Genomic DNA, 22,308 nt, shown 5'->3' on the forward strand with positions numbered 1-22,308 from the left:
CTCCGTCTGCTAGGGACGCGCCGGGGGCGGCGCGACGATCTCCAGTAGGACGGCACACCAGGTCCCCCCGGCGGCACCGAGGACGAGCACCCGATCGCGGGGGGCGAGCTGCCCCGACCCGGCCAGCCGGTCCAGCGCCACGAAATAGTCCGCGGCGCCGAGGTGACCGATGTGCCGGCCGTGCTCCCACGTGGTGCGCGCCGGATCGAGTCCCAGCGGCGTCAGGTACTGCCGGTCGACGTTCGACGGGTCGAGGAACGGGGTGATGATGTGCTCGACGTCGTCCGGGCGGATCCCCGTGTCCGCCGTCACCTCGTCCGCGACCGCTCGCATCCCGTCGTCCCAGCGCTTCCACAGTTCTTCGTCGGGCATGGCGGTCCCGAGGAACTCCTTCGCCCGTCGCCGGAGGTCGATCGGGTTGTCGGCGCTCGTCCGGAACGGACCGAACGGCTCGGCGCCACGGGTCAGGCCCTCGACCTCCGGGTCGGTGTGCGTCGCCGTCGCGAGCAGCCGGGCGAATCCGCCCTCGCGGGACAGGACCACGGCCCCACCTCCGTCGCCGAACACGAACCCGGGGGCGTCCCAGCGGTCGATCACGGGATCGGGCCAGCAGTCGGACGCCGTGATGAGCGCGGCGGGCTGCGCCGGAAGGGCCCGCAAGAACGCGCACGCGAGGGTGACGCCGACGAGACTGCCGTTGCACACCATGCGGAGCTGGGCGGGGACGCACTGCGTGATCCCCAGTTCCCGCTGAATGTAGGTCGCCGGATTCCAGGCGTCGATGCCGTCGTGGAGGACGACCGCGTGGAGCAGGATCCCCACGTCGCCGGGTTCGTGCCCGGACCCCGCGAGCGCCCGGCGCGCGGCGCCGACCGCGAACTCCGGGGCCGTTCCGGCACCGTCCCCGGCGACGGTCACCGCGAGCTGCCGGCTGCGCGCCGCCACCTCCGCGTCGTACCGTCCCGCCGCGACCGCCGACGCGGCCGTGACTCCGGCGGGGAGGCTCGCACCCGTCCCCGCGATGAACACGTCATCCCATCGCACGTCTTGTCCCTTCGTCTTCGTGCGGACCGGCCGGGTGGCGCGGGCGGCCGGCGGACCCACGGCTCCGGCGCGCCCGCTCCGCCCCGCGCGGTCTGTCCTCTCAGCGGGACAGGAAGGTCCGCTCCTGATCGACGACCTCGCCGGGTCCGTTCGCGGCCAGGGCGGCGGTGAGCGCCGACCGCCACGGCGGGGGCGGCGGGAGCCCCGCCTCGCACCAGGCCCGCGGACTCAGCACGGAGTACGAGGGACGGCGTGCGGGACGCGCGAACTCCTCGCTGGTGCAGGGCCGGACACGGGACGGATCCGCTCCCAGCGCGTCGAAGACGGCGTGGGCGAGGCCGTGCCACGTGGTCTGCCCGGCGTTCGCGTAGTGCAGGACCCTGCTCCCCGCCGGCGGGTCGTCCGCCGTCACCCGCCCGGCGAGCGCGAGCAGACCGGACGCCAGATCGCGCACCCAGGTCGGGGATCCGGTCTGGTCGTCCACCACGGTGATCTCGGCCCGTTCCCGTTCGAGACGGGCCATCGTGGTGAGGAAGTTGCCCCCCTGCGCGGAGAACAGCCAGGACGTGCGCACGATCCAGGCGGGCGCTCCGAGATCCAGCAGCGCACGCTCGCCCGCGACCTTGCTCTTCCCGTAGACGTTCAGCGGATTGGGCGGATGGTACGGCTCGTAGGGGACGCGGGCTCGACCGTCGAAGACGTAGTCGCTGGAGATGTGGATGAGCGGGATCCCGTGGTCCAGGCAGGCCATGCCGAGATTCACCGGGCCTTCGGCGTTCACCCGGTAGGCGGGGTCCGGCCGGCTCTCCGCGGCGTCCGTCGCCGTGTCGGCGGCGGCGTTGACGACCACCGCCGGCCGGTTCCCCGCCCGCGCGGCCTCCGTGAACCGGCGCACGCCGGACGCCACCGACACGGGATCGGTGACGTCCAGCTCGGCTGACGAGGCACGGACGAGCAGGACGCCCGCGGACGACGCCACCCGCGCCAGTTCGGTGCCGAGAAGGCCGTGCCCGCCGGCCACGAGGATCGCCGGACCCGTCATCGAACGCTCACCAACGGTTCCGAACGCTGTTTCATGGGCTCCCACCACGCGCGGTTGGCCGCGTACCAGCGGACGGTCTCGGCCAGCCCCCGGTCGAAGTCGACCCTCGCCCGGTAGCCCAGCTCCTCACGGATCTTCGAGCAGTCGAGGGAGTAGCGCAGGTCGTGTCCGGCGCGGTCTGGCACCCGCCGGACCGCGGACGGACCGGCGCCCGCCTGACGCAGGATCTTGTCGGTGAGCGCGCGGTTGGTCAGCTCGTTGCCGCCACCGATGTTGTAGACCTCGCCCGGCCGTCCGCCCGCCACGACGAGCTGGATTCCCGCGCAGTGGTCGTCCACGTGCAGCCAGTCGCGAACGTGCAGGCCGTCCCCGTAAAGGGGGACCGGCAGGCCGTCGAGCAGGTTGGTGACGAACAGGGGGATGATTTTCTCGGGGAACTGGTACGGCCCGTAGGTGTTGGAGCCCCTGGTCACACAGACCGGGAGCCCGTGGGTACGGTGGAACGCCATGCCGAGCAGGTCGGCGCCGGCCTTGGAGGCCGAGTACGGCGAGCTGGGATCGAGCGGGTCGTCCTCCGTGCTGGATCCGGCAGGGACCGAGCCGTATACCTCGTCGGTGGACACCAGCACGACCTTGCGCACCCGATGTTCGAGGCAGCCCATGAGCAGGGACTGGGTCCCTTGCACGTTGGTCCGGATGAACTCGGCGGCTCCGGAGATCGACCGATCGACGTGCGACTCCGCGGCGAAGTGCACCACGACGTCGGTGTCGGCCAGGAGCCGGGAGAGCAGCGCGGTGTCGCATACGTCGCCGACGACCAGCCGCAGCCGCCCGTCGTCGGCCACGGGCGCCAGGTTCGCCTCGTTCCCCGCGTAGGTGAGCCGGTCGAGGACCGTGACGGTCCTGTCGGCGGCTGCCGGGGCGGGATCGGTCAGGAGTCGCCGGACGTAGTGCGAGCCGATGAAGCCCGCCCCGCCGGTGACGAGAAAGCGTGTCATGCGTGATACACCTTTCCGCTGGAAGACGGCGGGGCGGCTAACCGGCCGTGGCCAGGACGTACTGGCCGTATCCGGAGGCGTCCTGGCGGGATCCGAGCGACCGGCAGGTCTCGGGGCTGATATGACCCATCCGCAGGGCGATCTCCTCCAGGCAGGCGATGCGCAGGTTCTCGTGCCGCTGGACCGTCCGCACGTACTGCGCGGCGTCCAGCAGCCCCTCGTGGGTGCCGGCGTCGATCCAGACGTGGCCCGGTCCGAGCGACACCAGCTCCGCCCGGCCCTGCGCGAGGTAGGCGCGGTTGACGTCGGTGATCTCCAGTTCGCCGCGGGCGGAGGGACGCAGGCTCCGGGCGATGTCCACCACGTCGGGGGTGTAGAGGTACAGCCCGGTGACCGCCTCGGAGCCGCGCGGATGCTCCGGCTTCTCCTCCAGGCCGACGAGCCGTCCGCCGGCGTCCTTCTCCGCGATGCCGAACTGGCGTGGATCGGCGACGTGGTAACCGAACAGGACGCATCCGTCGAGGTCCCGGGCCGCGGCGCGGACGAGTTCCGGCAGGCGCGCCCCGTGGAACACGTTGTCCCCGAGGATCAGCGCCACGGGCTCGTCGCCGACGAAGTCGGAGCCGACCAGGAACGCGTCGGCGATGCCGACGGGACGTGCCTGCTCGGCGTAGGACAGCCGCATCCCGAGGTCCGAGCCGTTGCCGAGGACCCGTTCGAAGCTGGGGAGATCCGCCGGGGACGAGATGATGAGGACGTCCCGGATCCCCGCCTGCATCAGCGTGGCCAGCGGGTAGTAGATGAGCGGTTTGTCGTAGACGGGGAGGAGCTGTTTCGAGACGGCGATGGTCAGCGGGAGCAGGCGGGTGCCGTTTCCTCCCGCGAGGATGATGCCCTTCATGACTTTTCGGCCCTCTGCTGGAAGTCTTCGGCGTGGTCGATGGCCCACTGCGCGTAGCCGCGCCCGGGGCGTCCCGTGAGCTGCTTCCGCACGTCCACGACCGGCACGGGCTTGCCGTCCCACATGGTCAGGTAGCGGAGCAGCTGGTCGACGAACTGGCCCTGCCCCCACCGCTTGAGGGTCTCGCGGTACTCGTCGGGGTCGATGTCCACGAACTCGATCTCGCGGCCGGTCGCCTGGGAGATGGCCTCGACCTGCTGACGCTGCGTCAGTGAGACGGGGCCACTCATCACATAGGACCGGCGCGCGTGCCCGTCCTGCGTGAGAGAGAGCACGGCGACGTCGGCGATGTCCGCCTCGTGGATCGCGGCGGCGTGCGAATTCGGGTAGGGGGCGCGTACCAGTCCCTCGGAGCGGATGGACTTCGCCCACTGGAGCGTGTTGGTGGCGAACGTGCCCGCCCGCAGGAACGTCCACGGGATCGCCGACCGGCTCAGCACCTTCTCCACCGCCGCGTGCATCTGGGCGATGGGGTTGGAGTCGGCGCCGTCGAACGTCAGCGAGCGCGTCGAGAGGAGGGTCACGGCCTCGACGCCGCTGCGCTCCATCGCCTGGACGAGCTCGTCGACGCCCTCCGGACGCGCGTAGAGGAAGACGGTCGTCACCTTGTCGAGCGCCGCGGCGAACGTCTCGGGGCGTGCCAGGTCGAGTTCGACGACCTCGGCGTCGGTCGCGGGGAAGCCGTCCGGCGTCGTGGTCCCGACGCGCACCTTCTCTCCCGCGTCCAGGAGCTTGCCGGTCAGGCTACGGGCCACGTGTCCACGGCCGCCGGTGACGAGAATGGTCATGTCCTTTTCTCCTTGTTCGGTTCTCCGGAGCGGCCGGCCCTTCGCCGGCCGCGCGTGCGTGGGACGGCCCGTCTCAGGAACCGGGGCCTCCGGTCTGCCGGCGCCACTCCAGGACGCGCCTGCGTTCGGCGTCCCCGACGCGGGCGGAGCCGTGGAGCGTGAGCCGGTCCCGGCCGTCCGGTTCGGCGACCCGGATCTGCTCGGTGTCGATCCACGGCCGCGTCGGAGTGACGCGGATCGTGTGCACGATCCGTCCGTCCTCGATGCGCCAGGTCCCCCCGTACCCCATGTAGTCGCGGGCGCCGGGGGCCGACGCGGTGCCGGTGACGCGCATCATGTGGACGGAGACGTGACCGTCGGCCGTGTAGATCAGCAGCCCCCGGGGCTCGGGGCCGAGCGGGCCTTCGGAGCGTTCGCCGTCCGCTTCGACGTCGTGGAAGGCGGCCAGCGTCCAGACCCCGACGAGGTCCGGTGGCGCGGGAACCCGCGCCGCGTTCGCGGCGTCGCCGCGCGGCCCGGTCATGCGGCGGCCTCCGCGCGGTCGATCCGGCGCCGTCCGAACCAGGTGCGCAGGGACTGGAGCAGCGACCGGACCGAGAATTCCCCGTCCTCGCTCCACGCCCAGGCGATGTAGCCGTCCGGGCGGACCAACAGGGCGCGCGGACCGGGACGGTCGGTGACGGCGGTCACGACGTCCACGCGATGCGTCCACGGTGCCGCGGCCCGCCGCAGGCCGGGGTCGTCGGAAAGGTCGAGCAGCACGCCCCGGCCGGCGGCGGTCAGGTCGGCGAGGCCGATCTGCCGGCCGCCGGACGTCCGCAGCGTCATGTCCGGGCAGAAGGTGCCCGCCAGCGGGTGCTCGCAGGCCACCGCATAGGGAAGGTCGGTCCCGCTGAGCAGATCGCCCGCGAACAGGCGGGCCTCCCGCAAGTCCAGGAACCGGTCGACCAGGGCGCGCAGGGCGGTGCTGTGGGCGTCCGGCCTCATCAACGCGGTCTGCGCGCGGGTGTTGGCGAGCAGCCGCGCGCCGACGGGATGCCGTTCGGCGTGGTAGGTGTCGAGAAGTCCTTCCCTGGCCCAGCCGTTCAGGTGCGCGGCGAGCTTCCAGCCCAGGTTGGCGGCGTCGGTGATCCCGGTGTTGAGTCCCTGCCCGCCGAACGGGGCATGGAGATGGGCCGCGTCACCGGCGACCAGGACCCGGCCCAGCCGGTAGGTCTCCGCCTGGAGGGCGGGGTCGCTGAACCGGCCGCCCGTCTCCATCGCGGTGATCGTCACCTCGCGTCCCGAGACCCGCCGCAGGCTCTCCTGAAGCTCCGCACGGGTCATGGGACCGGCGTCCGGATCGGGCGGCCCGTCGAACTCGATCACCGCGACCCGGTCCACGCCGAGTCCCCATACGACGAGGCCCGCGGCCGTGTAGTGGAAGCCGTGCGGGAGACGGTCCCCGTCCGCGAGCCGGACGACTCCCTGCCGTCCGGTCACCGTCGGCGCCGTCCCGACGAAGGGAATGCCGGCGAGCCGCCGCACGGCGCTGTCGCCGCCGTCGCACCCGATGAGGAAGGAGGCACGGAAGGTGCTCGCACCGTCCGGCGCGGCCACCGTGACACCGACCTCGTGGTCGTCCTGGTCCACGCCGACGACCTCGCGTTCGCGCAGCACCCTGACGCCGAGCCTCGTCACATGCTCGGTCAGAAGCTCGACGAGAACGGGCTGTTCGACGCGCATTCGGCGACGGGAGGCGTCACGGTGTTCCACCTTCTCCAAGCCCGCCAGATGCTCACGCGGCACGACGCTCTCCGGGGGGATCGCGGACGCGCGGGCCATCTGTTCATAACGCTCCAGCGTCCGGCGTTCGGCCCGGTCCAGCGCGTCGCCGAGGCCGCGCCTGCGCAGGAACCCGGCCGCCAGCGGTCCGATCGAGCCGGCCTTGACCAGCGGGTCGGGCGTGGCACGCCGTTCCAGCACCAGTACCTCGACGCCGTGGAGCGCGAGTTCGCCCGCGAGGGTCAGCCCGACGGGCCCCGCCCCTGCGACCACGACCGGCGGCGCGGCGCCCATCACGCGTGCTCCGCCAGGGAGTTGATCTCCGCGAGGAGCGCGGCCGGCCCCGCCAGGTCGACGATGCGCTCGTCGGGGAGGGCCACCCCGAACTCGCGCTCGACACGCGTCGCGGACTCCATCACCGCGAGCGAGTCCAGGCCCAGCTCCTCGAAGGTGCGATGGAGCGCGTCGGTTCCGGGATCGGTCAGATCGCGGTTTCCCGAGCAGTCGGCCAGGATCGTCAGCAACTGTTCACCGGTCATCTTCAGCACCTTTCACGTTCGGGGAACTCAAGCCGTCCGCGGACGGGCGGGCGGATCATCGCTGGACCACGACCGCCGCGTTGAAGCCGTGCCTGCCGCGGGCCAGCACGAGCGCGCTGGCCAGGCGGGCGGGCCTGGAGCCTCCGGTCACCAGGTCGATCCCGTAGTGGCCGGGAACCGAGGAGATGTGCGCGGTGGGCGGGATGACGCCGTCCCGGAGGGCGAGCAGGGCCGTCGCGACGTCCACCGGCCCGCCCCCGGCGTAGAGCCGTCCGGTGAGCGTCTTCGGCACGGTCACCGGGACGCCCCGCTCGCCGAACAGCGCGACGATCGCCGCCGCCTCGGCGCGGTCGAGGTCGGCGAGGCCCGCGCCGTCGGCGAAGACGACGTCCACGTCGGCCGGGTCGAGGCCCGCGTCCGCGAGTGCCAGTTCGGCCGCCAGGCCGAGCTTGCCGGGCCGGTCCGAACCCGGTGGGGGATCGAAGGTCGCCGCGTACCCGGTGATCCGGCCGTGCACGGGGATGCCGCGTTCCCGCGCGGACGCGGGATCTTCCAGCACCAGGATCGCCCCGCCCTCGCCGGGCACGTAACCGTTCGCCGCGCTGTCGAACGGCAGGTAGGCGCGCTCCGGATCGTCGGCGTGGCTGATCCGTCCGGAGGACAGATGGGATACCCAGCCCCACGGATCGAACGATGAGTCGACGCCGCCGGTGACCACGAAACGTGTGCCGTCCCGCACCGTGGACCGGGCGGTGCCGATCGCGTCCAGGCCCCCGGCCTGCTCGCCCACGACGACCCTGCCGGGACCGCGCAGCCCGTGGCGGATCGAGATCTGCCCGGTGTTCACCGCGTAGAACCAGGCGAACGACTCGTAGACGCTGACGGACTTCGGGCCTTCGCTCCAGAGCTTGCGGAACTCCCGGTGGGTGAATTCGAACCCGCCGGTGGCGTTGGAGGTGATGACGCCGACGTCGTAGTCGTCAACGCCGCCCTCGGCGAGCAACGTGTCGAGTCCGGCGTCGGCGAGCGCCGCCTCGGCCGCGACCAGCGCGAACCTGGTCGACACGTCGGTCTGTGCGAGCAGCCGACCGGGCAGGTGCGCGGCGGCGTCGAAGCCGGTGACCTGGCCGGCCAGCCGTGCCGGATACCCGGCGGAGTCGAAGCGCGTCAGCTCGCTGAAGCCATGGCGGCCCGCCAGAACCGACGACCAGTGGGCTTCGGCCGTCCGGCCGATCGGCGTGAGCAGGCCGAGTCCCGTCACGGCCACCTGGCCGTTCATCCGGCGACCTCCGGATTTCGCAGGACCATCGCGGTCTGGAAGCCCCCGAACCCCGACCCGACACTGAGCACGGTGTCGATCTCCTGCTCCCGGGCCGTGAGCGGCACGTAGTCGAGGTCGCACTCGGGGGCGGGCTCGTGCAGGTTGGCGGTCGGCGGGACGATCTGGTCGTTCAGCGCCAGCGCGCAGGCCGCGATCTCGATCGAACCGATCGCGCCCAGGGAGTGCCCCACCATCGACTTGATCGAGGAGATCGGGACACGGCGGGCGTGGTCGCCGAGGCTGCGCTTGAAGGCCGCCGTCTCGTGCCGGTCGTTCTGCTTGGTCCCCGAGCCGTGCGCGTTGACATAGTGCACGTCGGCGGGTGCGACGCGGGACCGGTCGAGCGCCACCCCGATGGCCTCGGCCATCTCCCTGCCGTCGGTCTTCAGCCCGGTCATGTGGTAGGCGTTGAGCCGGGTCGCGTACCCGGTGATCTCGGCGTAGACGTGCGCACCGCGGGCACGTGCCCCGTCGAGGTCTTCCAGGACGAACATGGCGGCGCCCTCGGCCAGAACGAATCCGTCGCGGGTCCGGTCGAACGGCCGGGAGGCGTGCTCGGGGTCGTCGTTGCGGGTGGTGGTCGCCTTGATGGCGTCGAAGCAGGCCACGACGATCGGGGTGATCGGGGTGTCGGCGGCTCCGGCGACGGCGACGCTCACGGTGCCCCGCTGGATGAGCCGGCAGGCGTGGCCGAGGGCGTCCAGACCGGACGTGCAGCCGTCGGAGACCATCGTGACCGGGCCTTCCGCGCCGACGGCCCAGGCCACCTCGGCCGGTTCCACGCCCGGCGTCAGGTAGTCGAACATGTGGGGCGACAAATGGTGGTGGTCGGCGAGCCAGTCGCGTCCGCTGTCGGAGAGCACCAGGTACTCGCGTTCCAGGCTGGTCGCCGCGGCGACGGCGCTGCCGAGGCTCACGCCGACGCGGTGCGGGGGAGTGGACGCGAAGTCCAGGCCGCTGTCGGCGACCGCTTCGCGGGCGCAGACGACGGCGAGCTGAGTCGACCGGTCCATCCGGCGGATCTGCCGGTGGCTCAGACCCTCCAGTTCCGGGTCGAAGTCGCATTCGCCGGCCACCCGCGACCGGAACGCGCCGGCGTCGAAGAGGCTGATCGCCCGAGTCGCGGTCCGGCCTGAGGTCAGCAGATCCCAGAACTCCTTGCGGCCACGGCCGCCGGGGGCGCGGACCCCGATTCCGGTGATGGCTACTCGATGGGGCACGGGAGACCTTTCTCGCAGGGGGAGTGGACCCGTCGTCAGACGGAGGAGACGACGTCGCCGAACGTGAGCCTGGGCAGGCGCGGGAACCACGGGTTCTCGCCGGGGACGCCGATGTTGAGGACCGTGACGACGACCTGGCCGCCGTCGCCGAAGAACGTCTTGTTGATCCCGTCCGGGTCGTAGCCGAGGATCGGCCCCGCGGCGAGGCCGGCGGCGCGGACGCCGATGATGAAGTACGCGACCTGCAGGGCGGCGTTGAACACCGCGGACTCGCGCCGCGCATCCGGATCGGCGTAGAGGTCCTTGCAGTTCGGCGCGTGCGGGAACAGCTCGGGGAGCCGCTCGTGGAAGTTCAGGTCGGCGGTGAGGAGCGCGACCACCGGGGCGGAACTCACCTTGCCGCGGTTGCTCGGCCAGACGTGTTCGAGCAGGCTGGCGCGGGCTTCGGCGGACCGGACGAGCGTGATGCGCATCGGCTGCTGGTTCGTCGAGGTCGGCGCCCACTTCACCAGGTCGTAGATCGCTTCGAGCTGTTCGTCGCGCACCGGGGTCGCGGCGAAGGAGTTGGGGGTGCGCGCCTGCCGGAACAGCAGGCTCTGCGCAGCGGGGTCCAGAGCCAGGGATACGTCGGACATCCTGTTTCCTCGGGTCAGGGATCGCAGATCGCGACGACACGGGTCCAGCCCGCACCCGCGCCCGCCACCTTGACCGGGAAGCACGCCACCGTGTAACCCGTGGCGGCCGGCAGGTCGCCGAGCCGGGCGAGCTTCTCCAGCTGCAGGTACTCGCGGACGCGGCCGTAGATGTGCGCGGGCCACAGAACGGAGGAGTCGCCGGTGCGCCGGTAGTCCTCGATCATCGAGCGGGGCGGCCGGTCCAGCCCCCAGGTGTCGATTCCGATCACCTTGACGCCGCGCTCCACCAGGAACGCCGTGCCCTCACCCGTGAGGCCGGGGAACGACGTGAGATAGTCCGCCCGTCCCCACAAGGCGTCCGCGCCCGTCCACAGGAGCACGATGTCGCCCGGCGCGAGGTCGTGCCCGGCCCGTTCGAGTGCCTCCGTCAGGTGGGCGACCGTGATGCCGGCGCCGGGCGGTACATGCCGGACGTCCAGCCGGACGCCCGGTCCCCAGCACCACTCCAGCGGCACCTGGTCGATGCTCTTGGCCGGCGCGTCGCCGGTCAGCGGTCCGTAGTGCAGGGGCGCGTCCATGTGCGTCCCGGTGTGGGTGGTCAGCGTGACGGTCTCGTTGGAGATCGCCATCCCGCCCGGGAAGTCCTCCGGCGACAGGCCGAGGACGGTCGCGCCGGCCACGTGGTCCAGGAGGTCGACCTTGACCGGCGTCGCCTCGCTCGGGGTGTCCCGGGTGCTCACGCTGAGGTCGATCAGGCGCGTCATGACCGCTCGGCCGCCTTCTTCTCCGCGACCTCCTTGACGGCGCCGAGGTCGGCGACGCTGTTGCGCTCGACGGCGGCGTCCAGCATCGCCTCGGCCTCCTCGGGCGTGTACTTGCCGGCGACCTTCCCGTCCACCGGATCCTTGGCCTTGAAGTCATGGGTGAGGACGAGCTGGGTGACGTCGTCCTTGATCGGCAGGGCCCGCCAGTCCCCGCCCATGTGGGCCATGAGCGGCGCGTTCTCCAGCTGCCGGTAGGAGATGATCCGGTGCTGGACGTCGATGTCCCTGCGCGACACCCACGACTGGATCTCACCGTTGACGTCCACGACGAGGCGGGCGATCTGGTGCTCGGGCGACTGCTCCAGCATCGTCACCTCCTGAGTCGGCGGGAAGATCTCGGCGTAGCCCTCCACGTCCACCAGCACCTCCCAGACGACGTCGAGGGGGGCGTTCACGGTCACGGTGTGTTCGGTGTGCTTCATGGCGGAGACCTCCGGGGCGACGGGGACGAGCGGTGCGTGGTTGGCGTAGGCGGCCTCGTAACTGATGCGCGACCGCCAGCCGGCGATGAACTCGTGCGTGCGCGGCTGCTCGGAGAAGCGCTGCATGGTCTCCAGGTCACGGCACGCGTAGGTCGCGATGACGGTGCCGGTGAGGCCGGGCGAGCGGTCGTCCACCGGCAGCCACTGATGGGGTTGCACGTCGAAGCCTTCGACCAGGCCCGAACCGAGGACCAGCTCGCCCAGCTCATGGAGGAACTGCTGACGGTCCTTCTCGGACACCGAATCCGCGAAGCGGTAGATGAGGGTGTGATGGATCATCGGTTCTCCGTCTCGGTGGTGGTCGCGCGCTGCCGGACGGCGTGCGCGTACAGGGCGTAGTTGCGGGCAGGATGGAGGGCGGCGTGCGATGTGGCGGTGCGCACGTCGCGCCAGAGTCGCTGAAGGGGATCGCCTTCGGTGTGGACGGCGGCGCCCCGGGACCGGAAGAGCCGGTCCACGGCGGTGAGTACGAGATCGGCCGCGAACGAGGCGTCACGGGCGTTCCGCGCGGCGTCCACCGCCGTGGTCTCGCCCGCGTCCAAGGCTCGGGTGGTTCGCGCGATGAGGAGCCGGGCCGCGTCCAGCTCGCCGGCAGAACGGGCGAAGATCTCGTCGTGGCCGCCTCCGGCACCCGGGTGCGCGACCGACTCGCACCAGAGCGCGAGAGCGGCGTCGCCCGCGCCGAGCGCGGGGCAGGCGAACATCGTCGGATGCGCGCCGGTCAGCGGGACGCGGTAGCAGAGGTGTCGGGGATCGCCGGGGACTCCGTTCCAGACCCGGGCCTGCGGAACCGTGCGATGCTCGGGCACCGTCACGCCCTCCAGCACGGCCGATCTACTCCCGGTACCGCGCATGCCGAGCGTGAACCAGGTGTCCTTGACGACGTAGTCGGCGGCGGGGACAGCGAAGTAGCGGGGCTCGCCGCCGGCCGTCGCGCACAGCAGCGCCCACCGCGCGTGGTCGATGCCGGACAGGTAGTGCCACTCGCCGGTGAGGCGCCAGCCTCCGGGGACGCGTTCCGCAGCTCCGGCGGGCATGAGGGAGGCGGCGATGGGGACGTCCGGGCCGTCCTCCCACACGTCGCGCTGTCCCCGTTCGGGAAGGAAGGCGGCCATGCGCCCCGAAGTGGCCCAGACCAGGCCGCACCAGGCGGCGGCCGGGCAGTTGACCGCGACCTCCCGCAGGCCGTCGGCCAGTTCGGCGAACGAACCGGTGACGGCGGGCGTGAACCACCGTGCGAATCCCGCGTCGATGAGACCGGCCGCCACCTCGGGGACGAGTTCGCGCTCGACGTCGGCGGAGACCGCGAACTCGGCGGCCGTCGCGGCGAGGGTGCGGGGAATGCGCGTGCGGGTGCTCATCGGGCGAACTCCTCCACCTCGGCCGCGATCCGGGCGGGCGCCGGCATCGCCGCGATCTCGGCCCTGACCTCGGCAGCCGCCTCCGCCGCCGCGCGGGAGGCGAGAACCGCGGCGATGTCGCCGGCGGTCAGGGACGCGCGCTCGCCGATGACCCCGACGCCGCGCTCGGCGACGGTGGAGGCGTTGAAGTACTGGTCCGCCCCGTGCGGCAGCACGATCTGCGGCAATCCCGCCTCGAGCGCGGCGAAGGTCGTCCCCGACCCGCCGTGGTGGACGATCGCGTCGCAGGTCCGCAGGAGCAGGTTCAGCGGAATCCAGCGATGCAGCCGCACATTGTCCGGCACGTCGCCGAGCTCGCTCAGGTCGACGTCTCCGAGCGCCATGACGATCGTCGCTGGAACCTGACCGAATTCCTTCATGAGCTTGCGCAAGGTCTCCATGCCGTCATATTTCGGCACAAACGTCCCGAGGGTGACGCAGACGCGGGCTCGGCCCTTCTCCGGCGAGATCCATTCGTTGACAGGATGCGCGTACGTCCCGTTGTAGGGAACATGGCGCATGGGCCGATGATCCGATTCCAGCCGGTTGAGGCTGGGTGGCGCCTGCCGCAGTTTCAGCACTTTTCGCGGAGCGCCGGTGACCCCGTTCTCTTGATAGGAGTCGGCGATGGATCGCCGTACGCGGTCCAGCATGTCGGGAATGATCGCGAACAGCGGGCTCACCGAGACCAGCGGGATGCCGAGCTGCGCGGCCACGAGCGGTCCGGAGCCCTGGTGATCGGTCCCGATCACCAGGTCGGGCCGCCAGTCGCGGGCCAGTCGCACCGCGCCGCCGGCGACCATCGCCGAAAGCTCACCGAACAACTCGACGGCGGACTCGACATCGCTCTCCCGCACTGTCCCGCCGCGATACCAGACGAGCTGGCCCGTGGCACCGCTGCGCTGCGCCCGCCGGGTGAAAGGCGCGGTGAGGTCGGCTCCCGGCGGCGCGATGTCCGCATAGGGAAGTCCGGCGCCGGCGACCTCTCGCATGCCGTCGCCCGCTCCGCAGTAGAGGACCTCGTGCCCGGCGGAGCGCAGCGCCCACGCCAACTGAACCGTGGAGAAAATGTCGCTGGCCGTCGGGTAGGTGCAGACGAGAATTCGCATGAGTCAAAAGCTAGGCGGGGTCGCTCCGTGCTCGCTCAAGGATCACTCATCCGCGTCATCCCGATTTTTTGAGTGATCCTTGAGCGTTCAAAAAGTGCGATGGCCGATCATGGGCGACCGAAACGTTCTCGCACCGACGAACGGAAAGTGGGCACATGTTCAACCTGGCAGGGGCGCCCGTCGCGGCGGCCGGAGCGGAGAGGGCATCCCTGGTCACCGTCGGCGCCGGAGACCGGCGTTACGCGGATCTGACGCTGCGGAGGAGGAACGAGCGCTTCGACCACCGGCCGGAGCGGTTCCACCTGCCGTCCTCCGCCGAACAGGTCGCCGCCGCAGTGACCGGGGCGGTCGCGGACGGGCTGCACATCACGGTGCGCAGCGGCGGACACTCGCTGGAGAACTCGGTCGGCGAGCGTCCGGGCGGAACGATCCTCGACATGTCGGCGATGAACGCCGTGTACTGGGACCCCGAGATGCGGGCCTTCGCCGTCGAGTCCGGAGCGCAGCTCGGCGACATCTTCCGCACCCTCTATCTGGGCTGGGGAGTGACGATCCCCGGCGGCTGGTGTCACTCGGTCTGCGCGGGAGGCCACATCCAGGGCGGAGGCTACGGGGCGCTGTCCCGTTCGCTGGGCTCGGTCGTCGACCACCTGCACGCGGTGGAGGTGGTGGTCGTCGGACGTGACGGCGTCGCTCGCGCGGTGCGCGCCACCCGGGACCCTGGTGATCCGAACCACGACCTGTGGTGGGCGCACACGGGAGGCGGCGGGGGGAATTTCGGCGTCGTCACCCGGTACTGGCTGCGATCACCCGGCGGCGACGGATCCGATCCCGCGGCGTCGCTGCCGAAACCGCCGACGGCGCTGATCGGCGGCGCGCTCATGTGGTCATGGAAAGACCTGACGCGCGAGGACTTCCAGCGGCTCATGAGCAACCACGGCCGCTGGCACGAGGACAACAGCGCGCCGGGGCAACGGACCAACGCACTCCACTCCACCCTGATGATCACCGGGCGGCAGGCCGTCGACGGCCCGGCCGACCTCCTGCTCTTCGCCCAGGTGGACGGTGGACGGCCGGACGCGCCCGCCATGCTCGAGAACTACTTCGACGCGGTCGACGCCGGCGTGGGCGGCGTCCGGCAGGTCGGCGCGAAAACACCCTGGATGCACGCCGTCATCCCGCACAGTCCCGACACCGATTCCCAGCGCGGCGCAGAGTACGCGAGGTACAAGGGCAAGGCCGGATACCTGCGGCGCTCGTTCTCCGACCGCCAGGTCGACACGATCTACGACTACCTCATCGAACGTCGGCCGTCCATCGAACTGGCGCGTCTCTGGCTCGTCTCCTACGGCGGAATGGTGAACGCGGTCGGCCCGTCGGCCACCGCGCTCGCACAGCGCGACTCGATCATCAAAGCCGTTTACACGGCGACCTGGCAGGACGCGGACGCCGACGCCGAGAATCTCGACTGGCTCCGGCGGCTCTACCGCGACGTGTACGCCGATACCGGCGGCGTACCGGTGCCGGGTGCGGCCAATGACGGCTCCTACATCAATTATCCGGACGTCGACCTGACCGATCCCGCATGGAACGCCTCGGGCGTGCCCTGGCACGACCTCTACTACAAGGAGAACTATCCGCGACTGCAGCGGATCAAGGCCGACTGGGATCCGTTGCACGTTTTCCAGCACACACTGTCCATTCGTCCCGCATCTGATCGGAGTGAGCAGCGATGACCACCAATGAGACCGACACGATCGTCCGCGACGTACTGGACCGGTTCGTCGGAGCGTGGGCCGCCAATGACGCCGACGCCGTGGCGGCGGTCTACACCGAGGACGCCACCCTCGTCATGACCGGCATCTTCCAGAACGGGCGCGAGGAGATCCGGGAGTTCATGCGCACGGCCTTCGACGGCCAGCTCACCGGCAGCCGGGCGACGAACAAGCCGCGGCTGATCCGCCGTATCAACGACGACACCGTGGTCGTTATCAGCGACATCGGCATCATCATGGCAGGTGAAAACGCCGTGCCGGAGGACGGTAGGCGAGTGGCCACCTGGACGATCACCAGGGTCGACGGCGAATGGTTCATCACCGCGTATCACAACTGCCCCCTGAAGTGATCACGAAGGAGCTGCGGCGGAGTAGACTCCCGAGCGCCCCATGACCAACTCCGAGATCGCGGAAGAGGACACATGACACGTACTTATCGGGCCGTCCAGTTTTCCGAGTATGGAGAGCCGGACGTGCTCCGGACGGTGGAACTGGACGTCCCGCCCCCCGGCCCCGGCCAGGTGCGGGTCTCGGTGCGTGCGGCGGGCGTGAACCCGATGGACTGGAAACTGCGCAGCGGTGCGATGGCGCAGTTCATGCCCGTCGACCTGCCGGCGGTACCCGGCGGCGAGGTCGCCGGCGTGGTGGACGCGGTCGGCCCGGGCGTGACAGGTCACGCGGTCGGTGACGAGGTGCTCGGCTCGATCGGCACCGGCGGGTACGCCGCACTGGCCCTCGCCCCCGCCGAGATGCTGGTGCGCAAGCCCGCCTCGATCCCCTGGGAGACCGCTGCCGCGCTGCCGGTGGCCGGGTCGACGTCCCTGTACCTGCTCGAACTGCTCGGGCTGTCGCGTGGGGACACTCTCCTCGTGGACGGGGCGGCCGGCGGCGTCGGCACGTTCGCCGTCCAGGCCGCGCGGCACCAGGGCCTGAACGTGATCGGGACCGCGTCCGCCCGGAACCATGACTACCTGCGTTCGCTGGGCGTCGTGCCGGTGGCCTACGGCGAGAAGCTGGCCGAGCGGGTCCGGGAGGTCGCGCCCGACGGGATCGCCGGCGCGCTGGACCTCGCCGGGGCGGGCAGCCTGGCCGAGCTCCTCGACCTGACGGGGAGCGCCGACCGGGTGCTCACGATCGCCGACGCGAGCGCGGCGGAATCGGGCGTCCGATTCGTCGCCGCCCCCGCCGAAGAGATCTCCCGGCTGCTCGGCGCGGCGGCGGAACTGGTGGCGGACGGCCACGTCACCCTCACCGTCAGCCACGCCTACCCGCTGGCCGAGGCGGCCGACGCGCACCGGGAGAGCCAGACCGGTCACGCCCGCGGCAAGCTCGTCGTGCTGCCGGGCTGACACCGGCCCGTCCTGACGGGTCCGCGCGTCCCTCCGGCCCCGCTCGTACGAGCGGGGCCGGAGGCGTACCGGGCGGTCGCCGAAGACCGGTGCGCGCCGACGGGTCAGGTGGCCCGCAACGCCGAGGCGAACGCCTGGCAGGCCGCGTACGTCGGCAGCACGCCCGCCCGCTCGGCCTCGGCCAGGGTCGGCGCCCCGCGGTCCCGTTCCGAAAGGATCGGTTGAATATCGGCGGGCCAGTCGATTCCTATCGAGTCGTCCATCGGGTTGACGGCGTGCTCCCGTTCCGGCGTGTACGGACGGGAGCACAGGTAAACGACGGCGGCCCGTTCCGACAGGGCCATCAGGGCGTGGCCGAGACCCTCGGCCACGTAGACGCAGCGCGGACGCGCGTCGTCAAGGACCACGCTCTCCCAATGGCCGAACGTCGGCGATCCGACGCGCAGGTCGACGATGACGTCGAGGACCGAACCGGACGGGCACATGACGTATTTGGCCTGACCGGGTGGGACTTCGGCGAAATGGATCCCGCGGATCGCGCCGCGCCGGGACACCAGGCAGTTGGCCTGGCTGACCCGCATCGCGTGCCCGACGGCGGCCCGGAGCTCGCCGGAGTCGAAGATCTGGTAAAGCTCGCCTCTCTCGTCGGGGTGCGGCACGGGACTGATCAGATGGGCGCCGTCCAGCGACAGGGGCTCCATCGCCGTCATCCATTCGCCAGGGAGAGTTCGCCGCCGTCGCGGGCGTGCAGGATCTCCTCCTGGAGCCTCTGGACCCGTCCGGAGGGCACGAGGCCGACCTCGTCCATCATCGCCTTGCGCAGCCGGTGGAACACCTCCAGCGCCTGCACGCGCCTGCCCGCCCGATGGAGGGCGAGCATCAGGTACTCGTGCAACCGTTCGTGATAGGGGTTCTGCAGCGTGAGCCGCGACAACTCCGCTATCAGTTCCCGGTGGCGCCCGAGGCGCAGCTCGCTCTCGATGCACGTTTCCTGGCTCGCCAGCCGCAGCTGCTCAAGACGGGTGACCTCGGCGCGCAGCGGCATCCCGTGTTCGACGTCGGAGAGGACGGGCCCCTGCCACAGAGCTTCGGCCGTCTGGAAGAGTTCCACCGATCGGTGGTGGTTCCCGGCGGCGACGGAGTTTTGTCCTTCTCGAATGAGGCGGAGATACTCCCTGAGGTCGAAGAAAACCGAGCCGAAGTTTATCGAATATCCATCGTTGCTCGTTGTGAGCACCTGCCTTCGCACTGTTTCGCTGGACAGGCCGAACTTCTCGGTGAGGCCGCGCCGGACGTTCATGACATGGGTCTGGAGCGCGGTTCGAGCGGACTTGGGGGGAGCTTCTCCCCACAGCTCGTCGATCAGTACCGACACCGGTACCGTCTGCTCGTGATTGAGGAGCAGGAGGACGAGTATCTTGCGTTCCTTGGGAGCGCTCGGAGCGGCGTTGACCCTGTTGAGAGTGGACAGGGTGAGCGGCCCGAGAACGGTGATCCTCCGGTGTTCTTCCACGTTCGACCTCCAAGGCGGGGACGGCGGTGATCTCAGCGTAAGTCGCGTGACATCCCGGCGTACAGCCCTGTGAGATATTAATTGTCGAGTGGCATGCGACCCCCAATGATTTGACGGAGCCGACCCCTATAAATTTTTGTCCGACCCCTAAGGGGTCGCGTAGGAAATGGCGGCCGATCGTGGCGACGGCATCACTGTGGGCGAGCTGGCCCGCGTCGGCGAGTGATACACCGAGAGAAAGCCACGCCTTCCGCCGGAAGTCCCGTGGGCAACGCTGCACGGTGTCGATGCTCGCGCCCGGGTGGACCGGAGGGTCGCTCAGACCGCGTTACCGGAAGCGGAGCCGTGATCTCCCGGGGGCTTGCGCAGCGCATCGACATGGAAGAACGTCCACAGGTCGGTCCTGCGACGAACCCCCAGCTTGCGGAAAGCGTTCGTGAGGTGCTGCTCGACGGTACTGACCGTGATTCTCAGTTTTCTGGAGATCTCACGGTTGGAATGCCGGGCCGCGGCCAGTTCCACGACCCGCAGTTCGGCTTTCGTGAGCGACTCCAGGTTCTTCCTCGATGCCCTGGCGTCCCGCCGGGGGGCGAGAAGCGAGACGCCGGGCGACACGACCGGGGTCTCCTCGACCGCGTTCTCCTTCTCGACCAGGGGATCCAGCGCCGAGACGAGCGGCATCGCGCCGCACTCCAGGGCCAGGCGACGGGCGTCGGCCAGATCGGCCGTGCCGCGATCGGCCTCGTGCAGCGCCCAGCGGGCGATCCCCCGGTCGGCCAGGACACGGGCCAGTTCGAGCCGGTCGCCACAGGCGCGCAGCAGGTCGGCCGCGCGCGTCAGGAGGGGAAGCCTGCTGGACGGTTCGATGGTCGAGGCGACGACGCGGAGCGCGATGGCACGGGACCGGGCATCGGTCGCGCCGGCCCGGCGCAACTGCTCCTGGGCCAGTTCTTTGGCGCGATCCAGCTCGCCCAACTGGAGATATGCCTCGGCGGCGTCGGTGCGCCAGGGAACGAGCGACGAATGGTCGAGGTCCCAGTCCTGCATCAGCCGACCGCAGGCCAGGGCTTTCCGCAAGGCGACCTCCGGCTGCCTCAGGGCCAGGTTGTAATGCACCTGCGCGTGGACGTAGACAAGGCCGAAACGCGTCTGGAATGCCTCCTGGCGCACTGGACGGCTGATCAGATGGGTCGCGGTCTGGAGGTCTCCCGACCAGGTCGCGGCGAGAATGAGCTTGCCCAGCGGATCGGGCAGGCCCACCCCCCAGGTGTCGAAGTCCACCAGGTCGAGTGCTTTCCTGGCGTGCTTGGACGCGGCGCCGAGATCGCCTTCCCGCAGCGCGATGTCCGCGCGGATAGCCGAGAGCGCTCCCCGCCAGGCGGCCGGTGCGCTCGCCGCCCACTCGCGCAGGTACCGGTCGCACCACTGCCGCGCCTTCTTGATCCGGCCGGCGTAGACGAGCGCGACCACGGCCATCTTGATCGCACTCGTCGTGTAGTCGGCCACGGGCGGCATCGTGAGGATCAACTCGGCCTGGTCGGCGGCCTCGGCCTCGTTGTCCCGGGCCAGCACCCGCGTGAGCGCCGCGGCGGCGCGCTCCGCGGTCGAGACGTGTCGGACGTCCGTTTCCTGTACCTCTCGAAGACTCTGCCGCAGTACCGGAAACGTGTGCCGCGCACGGTACCGGGTGACATGGAGCCAGGAGACGGTTTCGGGATCGTGCCGCGTCCCCGGCGCCGTCATCTGCCGGAGGATCTTCGACGCCGATGCGTACTGCCCGTCCCACGTGAGCGCGTCGACCAGTTCCAGTGCGGTCCGGTCGCCCAGGCGTCCCAGCCGGTGGGCATCGACCAGTGTCGGCAGGTGCCTGATCGCGGAGCGCGGATCATGCTGCCGCTCGATCAGCATGACCTTGGCGATGATCTCGTACTGACGCCCCCCGGCGCCGTGACGCTGTGCGGCCAGGCGGAGGAACTCGATCGCCCGATGGTGATCACCCGCGTCCAGAGCGGCATCGGCGGCCTCTTCCAGGATGCCGCCCGCCCACGATGCGTCGATGGAGCCGGCGGCGAGCAGGTGGTCCGCGATGACCGTCGCGGGGCCGCCGACGTCGTGTAACAGCACGGCAGCCTGCCGGTGCAGGCCCGCCCGCGTCTCGGCGGAGAAACTCTCCAGCACCGCCGCGCCTACGGCGGGCCGCCGTATGCGCTCGCCCTCGGTCAGGCCCATCGCCTCGAGCGTGTCGAGGTCCTGCGCGATCGCCATCGGGTCCGCAGCGAGAGCCTTGGTCAGCAGCCGTCGTGTCGCCAGACCACCGAGCACCGCGAGCAGGGCCGCCACCTGGACGGTGGCATCCCCGCAGCGACGGACGTTCGCGTGCACGGTGGAGCGGAAGGCGGCACCGATCACCGGTTCGTCCGCCGGGCGTCCGCGCGCGTTCGCACAATCCGCCGCGATCGCGCGGACGAGGGAAACGTTTCCGCCGGTGAGCGCGTGGCAGGCTGCGACCAGCCTGGGGGGCGCGGGCACGCCGAGATGTCGCGACAGTACGCGTGCCGTCCCGCGCGGCGTCAGCGGGGCGAGCCGCAGGCTTCGGTAGTTCGGAAGGTGCGCGGCCTCCGCCTGCAACATCGTGGAGAGCTGCCGGGACTGGCCGCTGTCGGCAAGGACGAGCAGGACCCGGGCCGACGAGAGCCGGCGGGCACAAAACAGCAGGCAGTGCAGAGAGGCGTCGTCGATGTGCTGGACATCGTCGACCTGAATGACCAACGGCGTCTGGTCGGCCAGACGCAGGATGTGCTCCCACACGTCGATGAAGAGGTTCGCCGCCGGTGGTGTGATCGCGCCCGTCCGGGAGAAGGTGAGGTCATGGACGCCGTCCCGGGCCGTACTGAGCAGCCGCCGGAGACCGATCGCCGCCGCCTTGTCGGACGGTATATCAGAGGTGAGCTGGTGAATGACCGCGAGCGGGACGTTCCGCTCCGCCGCCGAGCCCGTGGCGCGCACGGCCACGGCTCCCGCACGTACGGCGTGTCCGGCGAACGCGGACAGGAACTCGGTCTTCCCGCTTCCGACGGGACCTGTCACGAGGACCATTCCGCCGGTGCCGTCCGCGGCCGCGGAGAGGGCGTCGGCGAGTTCCTCGCTCTCCGTGTCCCGTTCGATCAGCATCGTTCACAACCTCCAACTTCGTGCTTGCCCCGTGTGATCGATGCCCGAATCCGATGAAACGGCGGTCGATCGATGGCGGTGGCGGCGCGTGCGTCGCGGGATTACGAACATGTGGTCGTCGCTCGTTCAATAATAAAATGTGCTCATTAAATATTGATAAGCGAGTTCGAGCCGGTCGTGCCGTGTCTCCTTTCGGGGCCGGGTGACGGTCTCGGGTCGGAACCCGGCGGTGTCCGCGCAGGTGTGCCGGTCCGCGGCATCGCACTGAAGGGCGATCACATGCCGGTGGCGGCCCGGCGCCGGTCGCCGTGGCGATCCCCGGTGGGCGGACGGGCTGCTCGGGTCCGGCCGGTTCGCTGCGGGCGATCCCTCG

The 22,308-nt window shown here is 70.6% G+C and carries 21 protein-coding genes; 3 read left to right on the top strand and 18 right to left on the bottom strand.

The genetic code is table 11. The features are described from left to right. Window positions 1-9: 9 nt before the first annotated feature. From BTM25_RS25180 to BTM25_RS25250, 15 genes are all read right to left on the bottom strand, one after another. Window positions 10-1,044: a ketoacyl-ACP synthase III family protein gene (locus BTM25_RS25180; protein ID WP_146059146.1), complete on the bottom strand. Its 1,035-nt coding sequence runs from the start codon at window positions 1,042-1,044 to the stop codon at window positions 10-12. A 100-nt stretch (window positions 1,045-1,144) separates the two neighbouring features. Next, complete coding sequence (gene rfbD, locus BTM25_RS25185; protein ID WP_103565505.1) at window positions 1,145-2,086, bottom strand: dTDP-4-dehydrorhamnose reductase; 942 nt, start codon at window positions 2,084-2,086, stop codon at window positions 1,145-1,147. After that, a complete protein-coding gene (rfbB, locus tag BTM25_RS25190; protein WP_103565506.1) occupies window positions 2,083-3,084 on the bottom strand; it encodes a dTDP-glucose 4,6-dehydratase in 1,002 nt (333 codons plus the stop codon). The genes rfbD and rfbB overlap by 4 nt, the downstream gene beginning before the upstream one ends. Before the next feature lie 37 nt (window positions 3,085-3,121). After that, a complete protein-coding gene (gene rfbA / locus BTM25_RS25195; RefSeq protein ID WP_103565507.1) occupies window positions 3,122-3,985 on the bottom strand; it encodes a glucose-1-phosphate thymidylyltransferase RfbA in 864 nt (287 codons plus the stop codon). Next, window positions 3,982-4,833 (bottom strand): NAD(P)H-binding protein, encoded by an 852-nt coding sequence (locus tag BTM25_RS25200; protein WP_103565508.1) that lies wholly within the window; start codon window positions 4,831-4,833, stop codon window positions 3,982-3,984. Before BTM25_RS25200 ends, rfbA begins: the two co-directional genes overlap by 4 nt. 73 nt (window positions 4,834-4,906) lie before the next feature. Then, complete coding sequence (locus BTM25_RS25205) at window positions 4,907-5,356, bottom strand: lipocalin-like domain-containing protein (protein WP_103565509.1); 450 nt, start codon at window positions 5,354-5,356, stop codon at window positions 4,907-4,909. Continuing rightward, window positions 5,353-6,891 (bottom strand): FAD-dependent monooxygenase, encoded by a 1,539-nt coding sequence (locus BTM25_RS25210; protein ID WP_103565510.1) that lies wholly within the window; start codon window positions 6,889-6,891, stop codon window positions 5,353-5,355. Before BTM25_RS25210 ends, BTM25_RS25205 begins: the two co-directional genes overlap by 4 nt. Then, window positions 6,891-7,136 (bottom strand): acyl carrier protein, encoded by a 246-nt coding sequence (locus tag BTM25_RS25215; RefSeq protein WP_103565879.1) that lies wholly within the window; start codon window positions 7,134-7,136, stop codon window positions 6,891-6,893. Before BTM25_RS25215 ends, BTM25_RS25210 begins: the two co-directional genes overlap by 1 nt. Before the next feature lie 55 nt (window positions 7,137-7,191). Then, entirely contained in the window at window positions 7,192-8,415 is a 1,224-nt protein-coding gene (locus BTM25_RS25220) for a ketosynthase chain-length factor (protein WP_103565511.1), read from the bottom strand. Next, the gene (locus BTM25_RS25225; RefSeq protein WP_103565512.1) at window positions 8,412-9,677 is read right to left on the bottom strand and encodes a beta-ketoacyl-[acyl-carrier-protein] synthase family protein; all 1,266 of its coding nucleotides are present in this window, start codon (window positions 9,675-9,677) and stop codon (window positions 8,412-8,414) included. Before BTM25_RS25225 ends, BTM25_RS25220 begins: the two co-directional genes overlap by 4 nt. A 35-nt stretch (window positions 9,678-9,712) precedes the next feature. After that, window positions 9,713-10,312 (bottom strand): malonic semialdehyde reductase, encoded by a 600-nt coding sequence (locus BTM25_RS25230; protein WP_103565513.1) that lies wholly within the window; start codon window positions 10,310-10,312, stop codon window positions 9,713-9,715. Window positions 10,313-10,326: 14 nt separating this feature from the next. After that, the gene (locus BTM25_RS25235; protein ID WP_103565514.1) at window positions 10,327-11,076 is read right to left on the bottom strand and encodes a cyclase family protein; all 750 of its coding nucleotides are present in this window, start codon (window positions 11,074-11,076) and stop codon (window positions 10,327-10,329) included. Continuing rightward, complete coding sequence (locus BTM25_RS25240; RefSeq protein WP_103565515.1) at window positions 11,073-11,897, bottom strand: aromatase/cyclase; 825 nt, start codon at window positions 11,895-11,897, stop codon at window positions 11,073-11,075. Before BTM25_RS25240 ends, BTM25_RS25235 begins: the two co-directional genes overlap by 4 nt. After that, window positions 11,894-12,979: an acyl-CoA dehydrogenase family protein gene (locus BTM25_RS25245; protein ID WP_103565516.1), complete on the bottom strand. Its 1,086-nt coding sequence runs from the start codon at window positions 12,977-12,979 to the stop codon at window positions 11,894-11,896. Before BTM25_RS25245 ends, BTM25_RS25240 begins: the two co-directional genes overlap by 4 nt. Beyond that, window positions 12,976-14,127, bottom strand: coding sequence for a glycosyltransferase (locus BTM25_RS25250; RefSeq protein WP_103565517.1), 1,152 nt, complete (start codon window positions 14,125-14,127; stop codon window positions 12,976-12,978). The genes BTM25_RS25245 and BTM25_RS25250 overlap by 4 nt, the downstream gene beginning before the upstream one ends. A gap of 155 nt (window positions 14,128-14,282) precedes the next feature. Here BTM25_RS25250 and BTM25_RS25255 point away from each other — a divergent pair, with 155 nt between their 5' ends. From BTM25_RS25255 to BTM25_RS25265, 3 genes are all read left to right on the top strand, one after another. Then, window positions 14,283-15,863, top strand: a complete 1,581-nt coding sequence (locus BTM25_RS25255) for an FAD-binding oxidoreductase (RefSeq protein WP_103565518.1) — start codon at window positions 14,283-14,285, stop codon at window positions 15,861-15,863. Further along, the gene (locus tag BTM25_RS25260; RefSeq protein ID WP_103565519.1) at window positions 15,860-16,252 is read left to right on the top strand and encodes an SgcJ/EcaC family oxidoreductase; all 393 of its coding nucleotides are present in this window, start codon (window positions 15,860-15,862) and stop codon (window positions 16,250-16,252) included. The genes BTM25_RS25255 and BTM25_RS25260 overlap by 4 nt, the downstream gene beginning before the upstream one ends. 72 nt (window positions 16,253-16,324) lie before the next feature. Continuing rightward, complete coding sequence (locus BTM25_RS25265; RefSeq protein WP_103565520.1) at window positions 16,325-17,251, top strand: NADP-dependent oxidoreductase; 927 nt, start codon at window positions 16,325-16,327, stop codon at window positions 17,249-17,251. A gap of 104 nt (window positions 17,252-17,355) precedes the next feature. On the opposite strand, the gene BTM25_RS25270 is transcribed toward BTM25_RS25265, so the two are convergent. The 3 genes from BTM25_RS25270 to BTM25_RS25280 all read right to left on the bottom strand — a co-directional run bounded on the left by BTM25_RS25270 (window position 17,356) and on the right by BTM25_RS25280 (window position 21,935). Next, window positions 17,356-17,952, bottom strand: a complete 597-nt coding sequence (locus BTM25_RS25270) for a dTDP-4-dehydrorhamnose 3,5-epimerase family protein (RefSeq protein WP_103565521.1) — start codon at window positions 17,950-17,952, stop codon at window positions 17,356-17,358. Between the two features lie 5 nt (window positions 17,953-17,957). Next, a complete protein-coding gene (locus tag BTM25_RS25275) occupies window positions 17,958-18,764 on the bottom strand; it encodes an AfsR/SARP family transcriptional regulator (RefSeq protein WP_103565522.1) in 807 nt (268 codons plus the stop codon). A gap of 318 nt (window positions 18,765-19,082) precedes the next feature. Further along, on the bottom strand, window positions 19,083-21,935 hold the full coding sequence (locus tag BTM25_RS25280; protein WP_103565523.1) for a helix-turn-helix transcriptional regulator: 2,853 nt from the start codon (window positions 21,933-21,935) through the stop codon (window positions 19,083-19,085). Between the last annotated feature and the right edge of the window lie 373 nt (window positions 21,936-22,308).

Origin of the sequence: Actinomadura rubteroloni, from assembly GCF_002911665.1 — a bacterium.
Taxonomy (GTDB): Bacteria; Actinomycetota; Actinomycetes; order Streptosporangiales; family Streptosporangiaceae; genus Spirillospora; species Spirillospora rubteroloni.

Coding starts and splice junctions, on each gene's coding strand:
- rfbD (WP_103565505.1), bottom strand. CDS start 2,086: ATGACGGGTCCGGCGATCCTCGTGGCCGGCGGGCACGGCCTTCTCGGC.
- rfbB (WP_103565506.1), bottom strand. CDS start 3,084: ATGACACGCTTTCTCGTCACCGGCGGGGCGGGCTTCATCGGCTCGCAC.
- rfbA (WP_103565507.1), bottom strand. CDS start 3,985: ATGAAGGGCATCATCCTCGCGGGAGGAAACGGCACCCGCCTGCTCCCG.
- BTM25_RS25200 (WP_103565508.1), bottom strand. CDS start 4,833: ATGACCATTCTCGTCACCGGCGGCCGTGGACACGTGGCCCGTAGCCTG.
- BTM25_RS25205 (WP_103565509.1), bottom strand. CDS start 5,356: ATGACCGGGCCGCGCGGCGACGCCGCGAACGCGGCGCGGGTTCCCGCG.
- BTM25_RS25210 (WP_103565510.1), bottom strand. CDS start 6,891: ATGGGCGCCGCGCCGCCGGTCGTGGTCGCAGGGGCGGGGCCCGTCGGG.
- BTM25_RS25215 (WP_103565879.1), bottom strand. CDS start 7,136: ATGACCGGTGAACAGTTGCTGACGATCCTGGCCGACTGCTCGGGAAAC.
- BTM25_RS25220 (WP_103565511.1), bottom strand. CDS start 8,415: ATGAACGGCCAGGTGGCCGTGACGGGACTCGGCCTGCTCACGCCGATC.
- BTM25_RS25230 (WP_103565513.1), bottom strand. CDS start 10,312: ATGTCCGACGTATCCCTGGCTCTGGACCCCGCTGCGCAGAGCCTGCTG.
- BTM25_RS25235 (WP_103565514.1), bottom strand. CDS start 11,076: ATGACGCGCCTGATCGACCTCAGCGTGAGCACCCGGGACACCCCGAGC.
- BTM25_RS25240 (WP_103565515.1), bottom strand. CDS start 11,897: ATGATCCATCACACCCTCATCTACCGCTTCGCGGATTCGGTGTCCGAG.
- BTM25_RS25245 (WP_103565516.1), bottom strand. CDS start 12,979: ATGAGCACCCGCACGCGCATTCCCCGCACCCTCGCCGCGACGGCCGCC.
- BTM25_RS25250 (WP_103565517.1), bottom strand. CDS start 14,127: ATGCGAATTCTCGTCTGCACCTACCCGACGGCCAGCGACATTTTCTCC.
- BTM25_RS25255 (WP_103565518.1), top strand. CDS start 14,283: ATGTTCAACCTGGCAGGGGCGCCCGTCGCGGCGGCCGGAGCGGAGAGG.
- BTM25_RS25260 (WP_103565519.1), top strand. CDS start 15,860: ATGACCACCAATGAGACCGACACGATCGTCCGCGACGTACTGGACCGG.
- BTM25_RS25265 (WP_103565520.1), top strand. CDS start 16,325: ATGACACGTACTTATCGGGCCGTCCAGTTTTCCGAGTATGGAGAGCCG.
- BTM25_RS25270 (WP_103565521.1), bottom strand. CDS start 17,952: ATGGAGCCCCTGTCGCTGGACGGCGCCCATCTGATCAGTCCCGTGCCG.
- BTM25_RS25280 (WP_103565523.1), bottom strand. CDS start 21,935: ATGCTGATCGAACGGGACACGGAGAGCGAGGAACTCGCCGACGCCCTC.